This is a genomic window from Microbacterium gallinarum (assembly GCF_014837165.1).
Taxonomy (GTDB): Bacteria; Actinomycetota; Actinomycetes; order Actinomycetales; family Microbacteriaceae; genus Microbacterium; species Microbacterium gallinarum.
In genome coordinates this window covers 190,140-203,650 of the sequence record NZ_JACSPM010000002.1, presented here as the reverse complement: position 1 = coordinate 203,650, position 13,511 = coordinate 190,140, and the positions used below count along the sequence as shown (strand labels likewise).

Here is a 13,511-nt window from a genome sequence, read left to right as displayed (position 1 = left end):
CGTTGGGGCCGCGGCATCCGCTGTTCTTCGCTCTTTACGCCGTCGCGTCGGCGCGCTTGGGCAGTACCCACCCGGCGCGCGGGAAGTGGCACGTGTACCCGTTCGGGTAGGTGATCAGATAGTCCTGGTGCTCCGGCTCGGCCTCCCAGAACGGGCCAGCCGGCTCGATCGTGGTGACGGCCTTGCCGGGCCACAGGCCCGACGCGTCGACGTCGGCGATGGTCTCGCGGGCGACGCGCTCCTGCTCGGGCGAGAGGGGGAAGATCGCCGAGCGATAACTCGTGCCGATGTCGTTGCCCTGGCGGTTCAGGGTGGACGGGTCGTGGATCTGGAAGAAGAACGCCAGGATGTCGCGGTACGACGTCTGGGTCGGGTCGAAGACGATCTCCACGGCCTCGGCGTGTCCGGGGTGCTTGCGGTAGGTCGCGTGGGCGTTCTCGCCGCCGGTGTAGCCGACGCGGGTGTCGAGCACGCCCGGCTGGCGGCGGATGAGGTCCTCCATGCCCCAGAAACAGCCGCCCGCGAGGACGGCGGTCTCGGTGCCCGAAATGCGCGTGATCTCTCCGGTGTCGAAAGGTCCGCTGGTCATGTGAAGCTCCTTCGTGGAGTGGTTCGTGGCCCGGAGACCAGTGTCTCAGGGATCCGACGGACGCGGCTGGCTGCGGCGTCATAGAGGGACAACGGACACGCGGTGCGTTTTGGTCCCGCCAGCCTGGGAGCGGGCCGTGAGTTCCGCCGGCTCGCAGGGTCGCAGCGTGGGTGCCCAGGTCCCTAGAGTGAGCGGATGCGGGCGGTGGTGTACGAGCGATATGGCGGACCCGAGCGGCTCGAGCTGCGGGACGTCCCGCGCCCGATGCCGTCGACCGGGCAGGTGCTCGTCGAGGTGGTCGCGACGTCGATCAACCTCTCGGACTGGGAGGGCCTGCGGGGAAGTCCGGGGTATGCGCGCATCGGCGGCCTGTTCCGGCCGAAACGCACCGTGCTGGGCTCCGACATCGCGGGCAGAGTCGTCGCGGTCGGCGAGGGCGTGACGCGGTTCGCAATCGGTGACGCCGTGTTCGGCGACAACCTCGCGCTGATGGGCGGCTTCGCCGAGTACTGCGTGGCGCCCGAGAGCGCGCTCTCACCGAAACCGGCCGGGCTGTCTTTCGCACAGGCCGCCACGATCCCGCAGGCGGGCGCGATCGCGTCGCAGGCCGCGGCGCTCGCCGCCCGGGGATCGCGGATGCTGGTGAACGGGGCCGGCGGCGGCTCGGGGTCGTTCATGGTGCAGCTGGCGAAGTCCGCCGGAGTGCACGTCACCGCTGTCGACAACGCGGGCAAGCGCGACTTCTTACGCGCCCTCGGGGCGGACGAGGTCATCGACTACCGGCAGACCGACTTCACGCGCACGGGGCCGTACGACCTCATCGTCGACCTGGTCGCCCGTCGCTCGATCTTCGCCTACCGGCGGGCTCTCGCCGCGGGCGGCCGCTGCGTCGTCGTCGGCGGGACCAGCCGCACCGTGCTGCGCATGGTCACGGTCGGCCCGCTGCTCGGGCGACTCACGGGGCGGCACCTCGGACTGCTCCTCGTACGGCAGGGGCCGGCCGGGTTCACGCCTGTGGCAGACCTCTGTGCTGAGGGAAGGATCGACATCCACATCGATCGGAGGTTCCCGCTCGAGGAGGTCGGCGAGGCGCTCGCCTGGCACGGCGAAGGCCACGCGAAGGGCAAGGTCGTCGTGCTGGTCGGGAGCGAGTGAGGTTCGTCGGGCGGCGAAGCCCGGCCGCGCAGGGCTGCCGGGCTTCGCGTGCGGCATCGGTGTCCGTCAGGCGTTCGGGTCCTGCGCCTCCTCGAACAGGTGCAGGTACTCCGCATAACCCTGCGCGGCGAGCTCAGCCACCGGGATGAACCGGAGTGCGGCTGAATTCATGCAGTACCGCAGGCCACCGGCATCCCGCGGTCCGTCGTCGAAGACGTGGCCGAGGTGGCTGTCGGCGCCGGAGGATCTGGCCTCGGTGCGCGTCATCCACAGCGAGCGGTCGGTCTTCGTCGTCACGGCATCGGGCTCGATGGGCCGCGTGAAGCTCGGCCAGCCGGTTCCGCTGTCGTACTTGTCGGTCGACGAGAACAGCGGCTGACCCGAGACCACGTCGACGTAGATGCCGGGATCGTGGTTGTTCCAATAGGCGTTGCGGAACGGCGGCTCGGTCGCGTCGCTCTGCGTCACGCGGTACTGCGTGTCGGTGAGGCCGGTCAGGGCCTCGGGGGTCTTGCGATAGTCATCGGCGCTCATGGGTGTTCCCTTCGCTACGGCGTCGCTGGCTGCGGCGTCACTGAGAAGAACCGCGGCGGCGGCCGGTTTGGTCCCGTGAACCTGGGAGCGGGCTAGGAGTTCGGCGAAGGCGCTCGACTGGGTCGTCAGGCCGGAGTCTCCTCGACCCGGTCCTCCTCGATCATCGCCGGGGCGTCCTCGGCATCGAGCTCGTCATCGATGTCATCCGCCTCGGCGGCGTCGGTCGTGTCGGGCTCGGGGCCGGGTTCGTCGGGCGGCAGGCTGGCATCCGTCATGACTCCATCCGACGCGACCCGCACAGCGCTGTGAAGGGGGTTGACCCGGTCAGGCGGGCACACCGCAGCACGGGACTAGCCTGAACGGACGACCGAGGAGGCCACGTGCCACGCACCATCGTCATCACCGGGGCCAGCGACGGGATCGGCGCCGCCGCCGCCCGGCAGCTGCACGAGGCGGGCGAGCGCGTGGTCGTCGTCGGCCGCAGTCCGGAGAAGACCCGGGCCGTCGCAGGATCGCTCGGCGTCGACGGACACGTCGCCGACTTCGCCGAGCTCGAACAGGTACGCGCGCTCGCCGCGACCCTGCTCGAGCGGTACCCGCGGATCGGCGTGCTGGCCAACAACGCCGGCGGCATCATGGGGCGACGCCGCCTCACCGTCGACGGGTTCGAGCAGACGTTCCAGATGAACCACCTCGCCGGGTTCCTGCTCACGAACCTGCTGCTCGACCGGCTCCGCGAGAGTGGGGCGTCGGTGATCCAGACGGCGAGCGAGGCGTCGCGCACGTTCGCACGCTTCGACATCGACGACCTCCAGGGCGAGCGCCGTTACTCGGCCGGCGCGGCGTACGGGAACTCCAAGCTCGAGAACCTGCTGTTCACGAAGGAGCTGCACCGCCGGTTCGGCGAGCAGGGCATCCAGGCGGTGGCGTTCCATCCCGGATTCATCGGCAGCGCGTTCGGCGGCACGTCACGCGGGGTCTACCGCTGGTTCTACACGAGTCGCCTGACGAAGCCGCTGCTCGATTCCAACGACGTCGGCGCCTCTCGGCTCACGTGGCTCGCGCTCGGCAAGCCCGGCGTCGACTGGCAACCGGGCGCGTACTACGCGAAGAACCGCATCCGGCGCACGGCGGCGGCGGCGGACGACCCCGCGCTCGCGAAGCGGCTGTGGGATGAGAGTGCGGCGATGACGGGGTTGTAAAGGGGGCGCCTGCCGCTGGGCGCGTAGGTAGGGTCGGCGCATGGGAGCGACCCCGGGCCCGATCGGCGAAGGCCTCATCATGGGCTGGAACCCTAGCCTGTGGGACGAATGGCCGGGATCGTACGCCGCCGTCATGGCGGTCGTCGCGAGCGGTGAGCCGTTCGTCACCCAGTGGTCGGTCGGAGCGCGCCGTACCGTCGCGCCCGGGACGGATGCCTGGCTGCTGCGCCAGGGTGGGTCGTACGGGATCATCGGCCACGGCACGGTGCTCACCGACACCTACGAGGACGTGCACTTCGCCGACCCGCGCCGTCGGGCGAGCTTCGTCGATGTGGCGTTCGACTCGCTGGTGATCTAGGCCGACCGCATCCCGCGCGAACTGCTCGAGGTCGTCGTGCCCAGATCGCCTGGCGGTTCCAGTTCCGCTCGGGCAACCGGGTGCCGCGCGACGCCAACGCGCGGCTGCACGACCTGTGGACTCACGCCGTGGGGCACGACGAGGAGGATCGCGGCTGACCGCGTGCGCTGAGGGTCGCGGAGGTGACCGTCGTTCGAAGCCGCCGTCGCTCTGACAGGCGCGGGCCCTCCGGTCACCGGGCTCAGAAGGGGGCGTCGGCAGCCGCCGAAGGATGGAACATCGGATACCGGCGCTCAGGCTTCACCGTGTATTCTCGCCCCGCGGGGGACGTCCACTCGAGAGTGCCCCCGCTGTCGGGCACTTGTCTCACCTGCCAGTTGCCGTGATGTTTGACCCGATGATGCCCGCGGCAGATCGGGGCGAGGTTGTCGAGCCCGGTCGTGCCACCGTCGGTCCACGCCAGCGTGTGGTCGATCTCGCACCTTGACGCCGGCATTCCGCACCCGGGAGCCATGCAGCGGTCGGCGCGCCACTTCACCAGCATCGCCAGCGCCGCGGGAGGCCGATACAGCTCGCGGCCGACCGACAGCACGGCACCGGTCTCGGGGTGGGTGAGGATGCGCATCCAGCCACCGTCACCGCCGCACAGTTCACGCGCGCGGTCGAGCGGGATCGGTCCGACGCCCTCGACCGATGCCGGAGCGAGGCCGGCATCGTCTCGCTCGCGGTCGTCGGCTGCGAGCAGCGCCAGGACGGGCACGGTCACGACCACGCTCGCGCGGATCCCCCGCGCACCGCGGTCGAGCGACGCGGTGTCGCCGTCGATGAGGAGGTCGCACAGCACGTCGGCGCGCACCTGATCGAGCGTGCGCGTCTCCTCCTCGTTCGTGATCATCGCCTTCGCCATAGCGGTCGTGCGCCCGAAGATCGCCTGCGCCTCGACGGCCGGAAGGTAGGCATGCAGCCACGCCATCGCATCCTCTGCGGGTTCGACGACGACCCGACGACGCGCGAGAGCCTCCTCGTGTCGTTCGGCCAGCGTGACCGAGCGGACGGTGTCTATCAGGCGCCGCAGCTTGCGGCGGAAGGAGCCGACCGGGTGATGCTCGGCGAGTCGAATCGCCTGCGGCACGAGGTCGCCCCGCAGTTCCGGTTCGACCTCTTCCATGAGGTCGACGAGGATCTCGGCGTGCCGCTCGGTCATCCGAGCGCCGCCGAGGGAATCGAGCACTTCCGGATAGCGCTCCACGAGTGCCGCTGCCTGCGCGATCATCTCGCCGGCGGCGTGCTCCGTGATGCGCAGGCCGGCGGCGAGTTCGAGGCGAACCCCGCGCTCGATCACGTCGGTCAATGCGCGCCCATGCACGGCGGCGTCTTCGAGCGCCTCGCGGCGCATCGCGTTGACTTGCAGCAGCCGCTGCGCCGCGAAGACCGCCATCATGTCGGCGACCTCGACGACACGGTCGAGCGCGTCCGGGATCGGGGCTCCCTCCCAACCCGCGTCGTCGTCCATGCCCTGAAACTACCGGTACCCTCGGACATTCGAACGATAGACTGCTCGCCCAGAACGCAGTGAGCATCGAAACTATGCAAGGCTACGAGTAGCCTCCGTCGTGGCGCCGGCGCGTCCGTTATCGTGCTGGGGTGCTTCCCCGTGACACGGCGAGACTTCGCTTCCGCCAGATGGCGCCGACGGACCTCGAGGCGATGGCAGGACTGCTGGGCGACCCCGAGGTCATGCGGTTCTACCCCGCGCCGAAGACCCCCGAAGAGGCCGCGGCGTGGATCGCGTGGAACCAGCGGAACTACGCCGAGCACGGCTACGGGCTGTGGATCATCGAGTCGCACGAGGGTGGGTTCGTCGGGGACTGCGGCCTCACGTGGCAGGAGGTGAACGGCGCGAGCAAGCTCGAAGTGGGATACCACGTCACCCCGGCCTGGCAGGGCCGCGGGATCGCCACGGAGGCCGCCGCAGCGTGCCGCGACCTCGCAGTCGAGCACATCGACGTGCGGGAGCTGATCGCCATCGTCCACCCCGACAACCGCGCATCCGAGCGGGTCGCCGAGAAGATCGGGATGCGTCGCGTCGACGACGATCACCCCGAGGGCCGTGCCCGCCGGATCGTCCTCAGCATGTCCGTATAGCACTCCGCCCCCTCCGTCCCGGCTGGGGAGGAGAGGGCGGATGGCGTCAGATCGTGCCGCGCTGGATCAGTACCAGCCGACCGACTGCGAGTGACCCCACGCGCCGCACGGGGTGCCGTAGCGACCCGAGATGTAGCCGAGACCCCACGCGATCTGGGTGGCGGGGTTGGTCTGCCAGTCGGCGCCGGCGCTGCCCATCTTGCTTCCGGGCAGGGCCTGGGGGATCCCGAATGCGCCGCTGCTCGCGTTGTACGCGCGGTAGTTCCAGCCGGACTCCTTGTTCCACAGTGAGACGAGGCAGCCGAACTGGTCGTCGCCCCAGCCGTAGCGGCTGAGCATCGAGCGGGCGGTCGCCTGCGCATCGGCCGGGCTGGTGCCGCCGACGGCACCGCCGGTGGCGAACACCGGGGCCGGAGCGGACGGCTGAGACGGGGACTGCGACTGCGCCTGCTCGGCGGCCCGGGCAGCGGCTGCCTCGGCGGCCGCCTTCGCCGCAGCCTCGGCCTTGGCCTTCGCCTCGGCCTCCTGCTTGGCCTTGAGCGCCTTGGCGGCGTCGAGCTTGCCGCGCAGTTCGGCGACGCGCTCGTCGACGGCGTCGGCCAGGACGGTGACGTCCTCGATGATCGAGGGCAGCATCAGCGTCGGGAGCGCCTTGGCGCCTTCGAGACGCTCGACCGCTGCCGCGAGCTCGACGGTGTCGACGGTGGTCTCGGCGTCTCCGATGTCGAGCTTCGAGGCTGTGATGTCGGTCGTCACCTGCGATGCCGCGGCGATCGAGGCATCCGCCGACTCGACGGTCGCCCGCGCAGCGGACAGCGCCTCGGCCTCAGCGGGAGACGGCGCGGCGGCCAGCGGCTGCGGCGCGGTGAACGAGGCGAGCGCGAACGAGGGAGTCGAGCCGGATGCCTCGGCCAGGCTGGTCGGCGTCGTCACGGTCATCCCCGCCGCGACGATCATGCCGAGCGACAGGCCGGCGACGGCCAGAACGGGTCGGCGGCGGAGGCGTCGCGCGGCGGCGCGGCTGTTGCGGCGGGCTGAATGGGCTGACGTGATCGAACGCATGAAACCGGTTTCGTATGGGGCAGAAGCGTCGACAGCGCGACGCGAAGGGTCCGTTCGGGCGGACACAAGTCCCCGAGTCTGCCCAGGCACCCTGGACGGTTCCGGTGCGTTACCTGAACGTTACATGGGAGGCCCCCGGCCGACGGAGGGTCGCAGGGCGCGGCTAACCTGGACGAATGCCTGCCGAGTCGACCCCTGGAAGCGCCCGCTCGCAGCTGGCCGCACTGGTCGCAGACGTCGCCGCCTCCGGGCCCGGTCATCAGGGGTTTCGGCAGTTCGCCGGGCTTGCAGCGACGCGCGATGCGCGCCCCGCGGCGGTGCTCATCCTGTTCGGGATCCTCGACGGTCACCTCAGCGATCACGACGCCGATGCGCGGGCCGTCTCGCGCGACCTCGACGTGCTGCTCCTCTCCCGCGCATCGACGCTCCGCTCGCACGCCGGCCAGGTCGCGTTCCCCGGCGGTCGCGTCGATCCGGCCGACGACGGGCCCATCGCCGCCGCCCTCCGCGAGGCGCGGGAAGAGACCGGCATCGACCCCGCCGGCGTCGAGGTGCTCGGCGCCCTCGAGGACATCCCGCTCGCGTACTCGCAGCACCTCGTGACGCCCGTGCTGGGCTGGTGGCGGCATCCCTCACCCATCCGGGTGGTCGACGAGGCCGAATCCTCCGCGGTCTTCCGTGCCCCCGTCGCCGACCTGCTCGACCCGGCCAACCGCGGCTCCACCGTCATCCGCCGCGACGGCCAGGTGTGGCGCGGACCGGGCTTCCTCGTGCCGCACGCCGACGGGCACCACCTCGTGTGGGGCTTCACGGGCATGGTGCTCGAGGGGCTCTTCGACCGCCTCGGCTGGACCGAGCCGTGGGATCGGAACCGCGAGCTGCCGCTCACCGGCCCGGGATTCGACGAATCCGAAGCGGCGTCCTGACGCGGGGTCTACGCTGGCCCACGTGCATCGGATCTACGGTCTGAGCTTCGCCAAGCTCTATCCGCTCTACGTCGCGAAGGTCGAGCGGAAGGGGCGGACGACCGCCGAACTCGACGAGATCATCGAATGGCTCACGGGCTTCGACGAGTCCGAACTGCGCGGTCACATCGACGCCGGCACCCCGCTGGACGAGTTCTTCGCGGCCGCGCGCATGAACCCGGCCGCCTCGCGCATCACCGGCGTCATCTGCGGCATGCGCGTCGAAGAGATCGACGAGCCGCTCATGCAGCAGATCCGCTACCTCGACAAGCTCGTCGACGAGCTGGCACGCGGCAAGGCGATGGAGAAGATCCTGCGGCAACCGGTGGCGTGATGACCGCCCGCGTCCTCACGAAAGATGAAGCGCGCCGCATCATCGTGCGCGCGCAGCTCCTCGACGCCGATCGGCCAGGAGATGTCGTCGAGGTCGCGGAACAGCTCGGCTACATCAAGATCGACCCGACTGCGGTGATCACGCCGTGCGAGCACACCGTGCTGTGGTCGCGCATCGGATGGTCCTACGAGGCGGGTCAGCTGCAGAAGGCGGTCGAGCTCGATCGGCTGCTGTTCGAGTTCGACGGCGCGTTCCGCCCGCTCAGCCTGCTGCCGCTCATGCTGCCCGCCATGCGCTCGTGGCCGCGGCGCGAGAGCAGCCGGCAATGGCTCGACGCGAACGCGACCTTCCGGGCCGACGTCCTCGCGCGCCTGCGCGCCGAGGGGCCGCTGTTCACGAGCGACATCCCCGACACCGCCCAGGTGGATCGCGCTCCCGACGGCTGGTACGGGCGCAACCAGGTGCCCCACATGCTCGACTTCCTCACCCGGCAGGGCGAGGTGGCCATCGTCGGACGCGACGGCAGGCACCGCCGCTGGGACCTCGCCGAGCGTGTCTACCCGGCCGGCATGCCCGAGTACAGCGAGGGTGAGGCGGCGGAGCTGCTCGCCGAGCGCCGTCTGCAGGCGGCCGGGCTCGCCAAGCAGAAGTCGCCGTGGTCGCTCATCGAGATGGCCGGCGAACCCGTGACCGTCGAGGGCAGCAAGTGGCGGTTCCGCGTGGACCCGGCAGCGCTCGCCGCCCTCGACGACGACGGCGACGACGACGGCGGACGCGTCGCGTTCCTCAACCCGTACGACAGCATGCTGTCCGACCGCCCGCGCCTGAGCGAGGTATTCGAGTTCGACTACGTGCTCGAGCAGTTCAAGCCCGCCGCGCAGCGCCGATACGGATACTTCGCGCATCCGATCCTGATGGGCGATCGATTCGTCGGGATGCTGGATGCCGAGGCCGACAGGAAGAACGGCGTGCTGCAGGTCAACGCGATCCACGAATTCCTCCCGTTCGAGACCGAGGAGCACGACATGGTGCGGGCGGAGCTCGACGAGCTGGGGGAGTGGCTCGGACTGCCGGTCACCGGTGTGCCCGAGCGCTGAGCGCGCAACGGGTGGGCGGCGCCCGCGGTGACGTCGCGGGGTCTGGATCGGGACAGGGACGGGTGCGCCGGATGCCGCGACCGCCGGGATGCCGCGACCGTCATGCGTGCGGCGAGGCGTGCCCAGCCAGTGCCGCGGCCAGCTCTGCGCGTGAGCCGATGCCGAGCTTGGCGTAGACCTTGCGGAGGTGGTACTCGATCGTCTTGGGACTGAGAAACAGTGCGGCCGCCGCCTCACGCGTCGTCCGTCCGTCGGCGAGCAGGAGACACACCTGCAGTTCCTGGGGCGTGAGGTCGCGCGTCGCATCCTCGCCGGGTGCGCGCACATGGACACCGGTCGCTGTCAGCTCGACGGCGGCGTGGTCGCGCCACAGCACCGCGCCGAGTTCCGCGAACGTGTCGAACGCGTCGCGCAGCGGTGGCCGGGCGTCCACCCGACGACCGGCCCGCCGCAGCCGCGACCCGTAGGCCAGGCGCGTGCGTGCGTCCTCGAACCGGTCGAGCGTCTGCGCGTGCCACTCCAGCGCGGACTCGAACCAGGACTCGAAGTCCTCGCCGGCGGCGAGCCCTCGGGCACGGTCGGCCCTCGCCCGCGCCCACGGCTGTCCCTTCGCCGCCGCCTGCGCGTGGAACCCCGCCGCGACGGCCAGGGCGCTGTCACGGCGGCCGATCCGCAGCAGGGCGTCGGTGAGCTCGGGCGCGGGGGAGAGGTCGGCGTCGTCGAGATCCAGCTCGCCGAGCAGCGTCATGAGTCCCTCGAACCGCTCCGTCGCCCCTGCCGCATTCCCGAGCGACAGCTCCAGATCACCGAGCGCGTGCGCGACCCACACCTCGCCGACGTGGATGTCGCGCGCAGCGCACAGCGTGTTGGCCTCCTCGCCGTGCGCGCGGCACGCGTCGGCCCGCCCGGCCCGGGCGTCCAGTCGAGTGAGACCCGCCAGCGACATCGCGCGCTCGGTGTCCTGCCCGGTCTCCGACGCGAGGCGGATCGACTCCGCGTAGTCCGCTTCGGCTCTCGCCCAGGCCGCGCCGGTCGTGGCCTCGTCGACCGCCACGTGGAAGAGCACGACAGGGAGCACGCCGACGTCGGCGGAGCCCCGCACCTCGTCGACGAGTGCGCGCAGCCGTGCGCCGCTGGACGCGTCGCGCAGGTACAGCGGAGCGAGCATCAGCCAGGCGAGCCGCCGCGGATCGCGTCGCAGCTCCGCGTCCGACTCGAGCAGCGGCACCGCCGCGCGGATGTCGTCCGCGCCGCCGCGTCCGGCGAGCGTCCGTGCCATGCCGGACGCCATCAGCCCCAGTGCTCGGGACGTCGGGGTCGTCGCCGCCGGCAGCAGACCTGCGATGCGATCGGCGAGTGCCGCTGCGGTGCGGGCGTCGCCCAGGTAGAAGGTCGCGTGCACGGCGTCGGCCAGCGAGACGAGCGCCTCGTCTGGCGAGCGCTGCCGGTCCGCGGCCGCCATCAGCAGTTCCAGCGCCGCGCGCAGCGATCCCGTGCGCGCCGCGATGGCGGCACGGAGCCCGAGGTCATCCCCGCCCCCGGTCGCCCGGCCGTCCCGGATCCGTTCGTCGAGCAGACCGATCGCCCGGCCGCCGTCGCCGGCCGACCAGGCCGTGTCGGCCGCGCGGAGCAGCAGGGCGGCGCGCTCGTCCTCGCTCGGCGAGAGCTGCGCCGCGCGCTCGAACGCGCGGGAGGCGACGCCGTGGGCGCCGCGCGACACGGCGTTTCCGCCTGCTGCCGCCAGCAGCCCGGCGACCTCAGCGTCGGGGTGCCAGGTCGCCTCCGCCAGATGCCACGCGCGGCGGTCGGCATCGCCCTCCGGGGTGGCCGCAGCCGCGGCGCGGTGCGCCGCGTGGCGATCCTGCGCGGACGCCTCGGAGTACACGGCGGCGCGCAGCAGAGGGTGCCGGAACTCGACGCGTCCGGCCCGCAGCACGATGAATCCGCGATCCTCCGACTCTCCGAGCAAGGACGCGTCGACGCCGAGCCGGGCGCACGCGGCGGTGATGAGCCGGAGATCGGCGCCGCACACCGCGGCGACGAGCAGGACCATGCGGGGCTCGGCATCCAGCTCCGCCAACTGCCGGCCGAACGCACGCGTCACCGCCCGGGGCACCCGCAGCGGCAGGCCTGCGTCGACGCTCTCGACGACGTCGGTGTCGGCGGTGTGGAGCTCGAGCAGGGCGAGCGGATTGCCAGCCGTCGCACGGTGCAGCCGTCCGAGCTGCTCCTCGGTGATGCGCGGGCCGTCCGCCGTCCGCAGCAGCTGCTGCGCGGCGGCGAGGTCGAGTCCTCCGACGCGCAGCGCGGGGAGGCCGGCGACGACGTCATCGCCTTCGGGGGAGCGCACGCCGAAGAGCACCACGACCGGGTCGGCGGCGAGCCGGCGCGCGGCGAACACGAGCGCATTCGCCGAGGCCGGGTCGACGAGATGCAGGTCATCGACGACCGCGGCGACGGGACCGTCCTCCGCATAGCGGCACAGCAGGCTCAGCACCGCGGCTCCGACGGCGAAGCGGTCGCTCGCGTCCCCCCGATCAGGGTCGGCCTCATCCTCCGCGCCGTGGTCGCCGCGGGGCAGTGCGAGCGCGCCCGCGAGTGCATCGGCCTGCCGCGGCGGGATGCCGCCGAGTGAGCCCAGCGCCGGACGCAGCAGCTGCAGCAGCGCGGCGTAGGGGACCTCGCGCTCGGATTCGTGGCCGGTCGCGCGCAGCACGCGCGTCTCGGTCAGCCGCGAGACGGCGTCGTCGAGGAGGGCGGTCTTGCCGACGCCCGCCTCGCCGCAGATCGCGAGCACGCCGCTCGTCCCCAGGCGCGCGGCCGCCACGAGCCTGTCCAGCGCCTGCTGCTCGGCCTGCCGACCCACCAGCATGCCCCGATCCTACGAGGCCGCCGAACGACTAGGGGGGTCCCCGGATGCGGTCGCCGCGGGTCGGTTCCTACGGTCGAGGCATCCGCTGGTCTTCCATCTCGAACCGAAGGAGCAGGACCATGTCCACCATCACCGAACCGGCCGCGATCGACACCGACAAGCTCATGAGCTTCGTCTTCCGTGCCGTCGACGAGGTCGGCGCAACACTCAACGCCGCGCTCGTCGTCATGGGCGACAAGCTCGGCTACTACCGCGACCTCGCCGCCCACGGGCCGACGACCCCGGCGCAGCTCGCCGAGCGCACCGAGACCGCTGAGCCCTACGCGCGGGAGTGGCTCAATGCCCAGGCCGCGGGCGGGTACGTCGCCTACGACCCGGAGAGCAAGCGGTACACGCTGCCGCCCGAGCACGCGCTCGCGATGACCGATCCCGACAGCGCCGCGTTCCTCCCGGGCTTCTTCCAGATCGCACTCGGCACCGTGCACGACACCGCGCACATCGTCGAGGCGGCCCGCAGCGGCGCCGGCTACGGCTGGCATCAGCACGACACCGACGTGCACATCGGCTGCGAGCGCTTCTTCCGGCCGAGCTACCACGCCAACCTCGTGGACGCCTGGATCCCAGCGCTCGACGGGGTGCGCGAGAAGCTCGAGACCGGCGCGCTCGTCGCCGACGTCGGCTGCGGTCACGGTGCCTCGACCATCCTGCTCGCGCAGGCGTTCCCGAACTCGACGTTCGTCGGCTCGGACTATCACGCGGAGTCCATCGAGACGGCACGGGAGCGGGCGACGGCCGCCGGTGTGACGAACGTGCGATTCGAGGTCGCGTCTGCCCAGGAGTTCGGCGGCGCCGGATACGACCTGGTGGCGATGTTCGACTGCCTCCACGACATGGGCGATCCTGTGGGTGCGGCCCGTCACGTGCGCGAGGCGATCGCCGACGACGGAACGTGGATGATCGTCGAGCCGATGGCCGGCGACCACGTCGAGGACAACCTCAACCCGGTCGGCCGCGCCTACTACGGGTTCTCGACGCTGCTGTGCACGCCGTCGTCACTGTCGCAGGACGTCGGGCTCGCGCTCGGAACGCAGGCCGGACCGGCGCGCATCCGCGATATCGCGTCGGCGGGCGGGTTCACCCGGTTCCGCAGCGTCGCCGAGACGCCGTTCAATCGAGTCATCGAAGCTCGGCCCTGACG

Annotated in this window: 14 protein-coding genes; 8 read left to right on the top strand and 6 right to left on the bottom strand. The window is 71.5% G+C overall.

From position 1 onward, the window contains the following. Positions 1-34 precede the first annotated feature (34 nt). Entirely contained in the window at positions 35-589 is a 555-nt protein-coding gene (gene msrA / locus H9622_RS07860) for a peptide-methionine (S)-S-oxide reductase MsrA (RefSeq protein ID WP_191765840.1), read from the bottom strand. 195 nt (positions 590-784) lie between these two features. Between msrA and H9622_RS07855 the strand changes: the two genes are divergently transcribed. Continuing rightward, the gene (locus tag H9622_RS07855; RefSeq protein WP_191765839.1) at positions 785-1,744 is read left to right on the top strand and encodes an NAD(P)-dependent alcohol dehydrogenase; all 960 of its coding nucleotides are present in this window, start codon (positions 785-787) and stop codon (positions 1,742-1,744) included. Between the two features lie 66 nt (positions 1,745-1,810). Here the strand turns inward: H9622_RS07855 and msrB are convergent, their stop codons facing one another. Further along, positions 1,811-2,278, bottom strand: a complete 468-nt coding sequence (gene msrB / locus H9622_RS07850) for a peptide-methionine (R)-S-oxide reductase MsrB (RefSeq protein ID WP_191765838.1) — start codon at positions 2,276-2,278, stop codon at positions 1,811-1,813. 125 nt (positions 2,279-2,403) lie between these two features. Beyond that, entirely contained in the window at positions 2,404-2,553 is a 150-nt protein-coding gene (locus H9622_RS07845; RefSeq protein ID WP_191765837.1) for a hypothetical protein, read from the bottom strand. Positions 2,554-2,658: 105 nt separating this feature from the next. Between H9622_RS07845 and H9622_RS07840 the strand changes: the two genes are divergently transcribed. Both H9622_RS07840 and H9622_RS07835 read left to right on the top strand, forming a co-directional pair. Beyond that, on the top strand, positions 2,659-3,480 hold the full coding sequence (locus H9622_RS07840; RefSeq protein ID WP_191765836.1) for an SDR family NAD(P)-dependent oxidoreductase: 822 nt from the start codon (positions 2,659-2,661) through the stop codon (positions 3,478-3,480). Positions 3,481-3,520: 40 nt separating this feature from the next. Then, entirely contained in the window at positions 3,521-3,838 is a 318-nt protein-coding gene (locus tag H9622_RS07835) for a hypothetical protein (protein WP_191765835.1), read from the top strand. Positions 3,839-4,079: 241 nt separating this feature from the next. On the opposite strand, the gene H9622_RS07830 is transcribed toward H9622_RS07835, so the two are convergent. Beyond that, positions 4,080-5,351 (bottom strand): HNH endonuclease signature motif containing protein, encoded by a 1,272-nt coding sequence (locus tag H9622_RS07830; RefSeq protein WP_191765834.1) that lies wholly within the window; start codon positions 5,349-5,351, stop codon positions 4,080-4,082. Positions 5,352-5,482: 131 nt separating this feature from the next. Between H9622_RS07830 and H9622_RS07825 the strand changes: the two genes are divergently transcribed. Further along, positions 5,483-5,983: a GNAT family N-acetyltransferase gene (locus tag H9622_RS07825; RefSeq protein ID WP_191765833.1), complete on the top strand. Its 501-nt coding sequence runs from the start codon at positions 5,483-5,485 to the stop codon at positions 5,981-5,983. Positions 5,984-6,049: 66 nt separating this feature from the next. Here H9622_RS07825 and H9622_RS07820 read toward each other — a convergent pair whose 3' ends face one another. Then, positions 6,050-7,045: an aggregation-promoting factor C-terminal-like domain-containing protein gene (locus H9622_RS07820; RefSeq protein ID WP_191765832.1), complete on the bottom strand. Its 996-nt coding sequence runs from the start codon at positions 7,043-7,045 to the stop codon at positions 6,050-6,052. Between the two features lie 176 nt (positions 7,046-7,221). On the opposite strand from H9622_RS07820, the gene H9622_RS07815 reads away from it, so the two are divergent. Genes H9622_RS07815 through H9622_RS07805 form a run of 3 tightly spaced genes read left to right on the top strand, consistent with a single transcriptional unit; the run spans position 7,222 to position 9,441 of the window. After that, on the top strand, positions 7,222-7,971 hold the full coding sequence (locus tag H9622_RS07815; RefSeq protein ID WP_191765831.1) for an NUDIX hydrolase: 750 nt from the start codon (positions 7,222-7,224) through the stop codon (positions 7,969-7,971). A gap of 22 nt (positions 7,972-7,993) precedes the next feature. Beyond that, the gene (locus H9622_RS07810; RefSeq protein ID WP_191765830.1) at positions 7,994-8,344 is read left to right on the top strand and encodes a DUF2200 domain-containing protein; all 351 of its coding nucleotides are present in this window, start codon (positions 7,994-7,996) and stop codon (positions 8,342-8,344) included. Continuing rightward, positions 8,344-9,441, top strand: a complete 1,098-nt coding sequence (locus H9622_RS07805) for a DNA glycosylase AlkZ-like family protein (protein ID WP_191765829.1) — start codon at positions 8,344-8,346, stop codon at positions 9,439-9,441. Before H9622_RS07810 ends, H9622_RS07805 begins: the two co-directional genes overlap by 1 nt. 100 nt (positions 9,442-9,541) lie before the next feature. Here H9622_RS07805 and H9622_RS07800 read toward each other — a convergent pair whose 3' ends face one another. Continuing rightward, on the bottom strand, positions 9,542-12,313 hold the full coding sequence (locus tag H9622_RS07800) for a helix-turn-helix transcriptional regulator (RefSeq protein ID WP_191765828.1): 2,772 nt from the start codon (positions 12,311-12,313) through the stop codon (positions 9,542-9,544). A 119-nt stretch (positions 12,314-12,432) separates the two neighbouring features. Between H9622_RS07800 and H9622_RS07795 the strand changes: the two genes are divergently transcribed. After that, on the top strand, positions 12,433-13,509 hold the full coding sequence (locus H9622_RS07795) for a class I SAM-dependent methyltransferase (protein WP_191765827.1): 1,077 nt from the start codon (positions 12,433-12,435) through the stop codon (positions 13,507-13,509). Positions 13,510-13,511: the final 2 nt, after the last annotated feature.

Coding starts and splice junctions, on each gene's coding strand:
- msrB (WP_191765838.1), bottom strand. CDS start 2,278: ATGAGCGCCGATGACTATCGCAAGACCCCCGAGGCCCTGACCGGCCTC.
- H9622_RS07830 (WP_191765834.1), bottom strand. CDS start 5,351: ATGGACGACGACGCGGGTTGGGAGGGAGCCCCGATCCCGGACGCGCTC.
- H9622_RS07815 (WP_191765831.1), top strand. CDS start 7,222: ATGCCTGCCGAGTCGACCCCTGGAAGCGCCCGCTCGCAGCTGGCCGCA.
- H9622_RS07835 (WP_191765835.1), top strand. CDS start 3,521: ATGGGAGCGACCCCGGGCCCGATCGGCGAAGGCCTCATCATGGGCTGG.
- H9622_RS07845 (WP_191765837.1), bottom strand. CDS start 2,553: ATGACGGATGCCAGCCTGCCGCCCGACGAACCCGGCCCCGAGCCCGAC.
- H9622_RS07820 (WP_191765832.1), bottom strand. CDS start 7,045: ATGCGTTCGATCACGTCAGCCCATTCAGCCCGCCGCAACAGCCGCGCC.
- H9622_RS07855 (WP_191765839.1), top strand. CDS start 785: ATGCGGGCGGTGGTGTACGAGCGATATGGCGGACCCGAGCGGCTCGAG.
- H9622_RS07800 (WP_191765828.1), bottom strand. CDS start 12,313: ATGCTGGTGGGTCGGCAGGCCGAGCAGCAGGCGCTGGACAGGCTCGTG.
- msrA (WP_191765840.1), bottom strand. CDS start 589: ATGACCAGCGGACCTTTCGACACCGGAGAGATCACGCGCATTTCGGGC.
- H9622_RS07795 (WP_191765827.1), top strand. CDS start 12,433: ATGTCCACCATCACCGAACCGGCCGCGATCGACACCGACAAGCTCATG.
- H9622_RS07805 (WP_191765829.1), top strand. CDS start 8,344: ATGACCGCCCGCGTCCTCACGAAAGATGAAGCGCGCCGCATCATCGTG.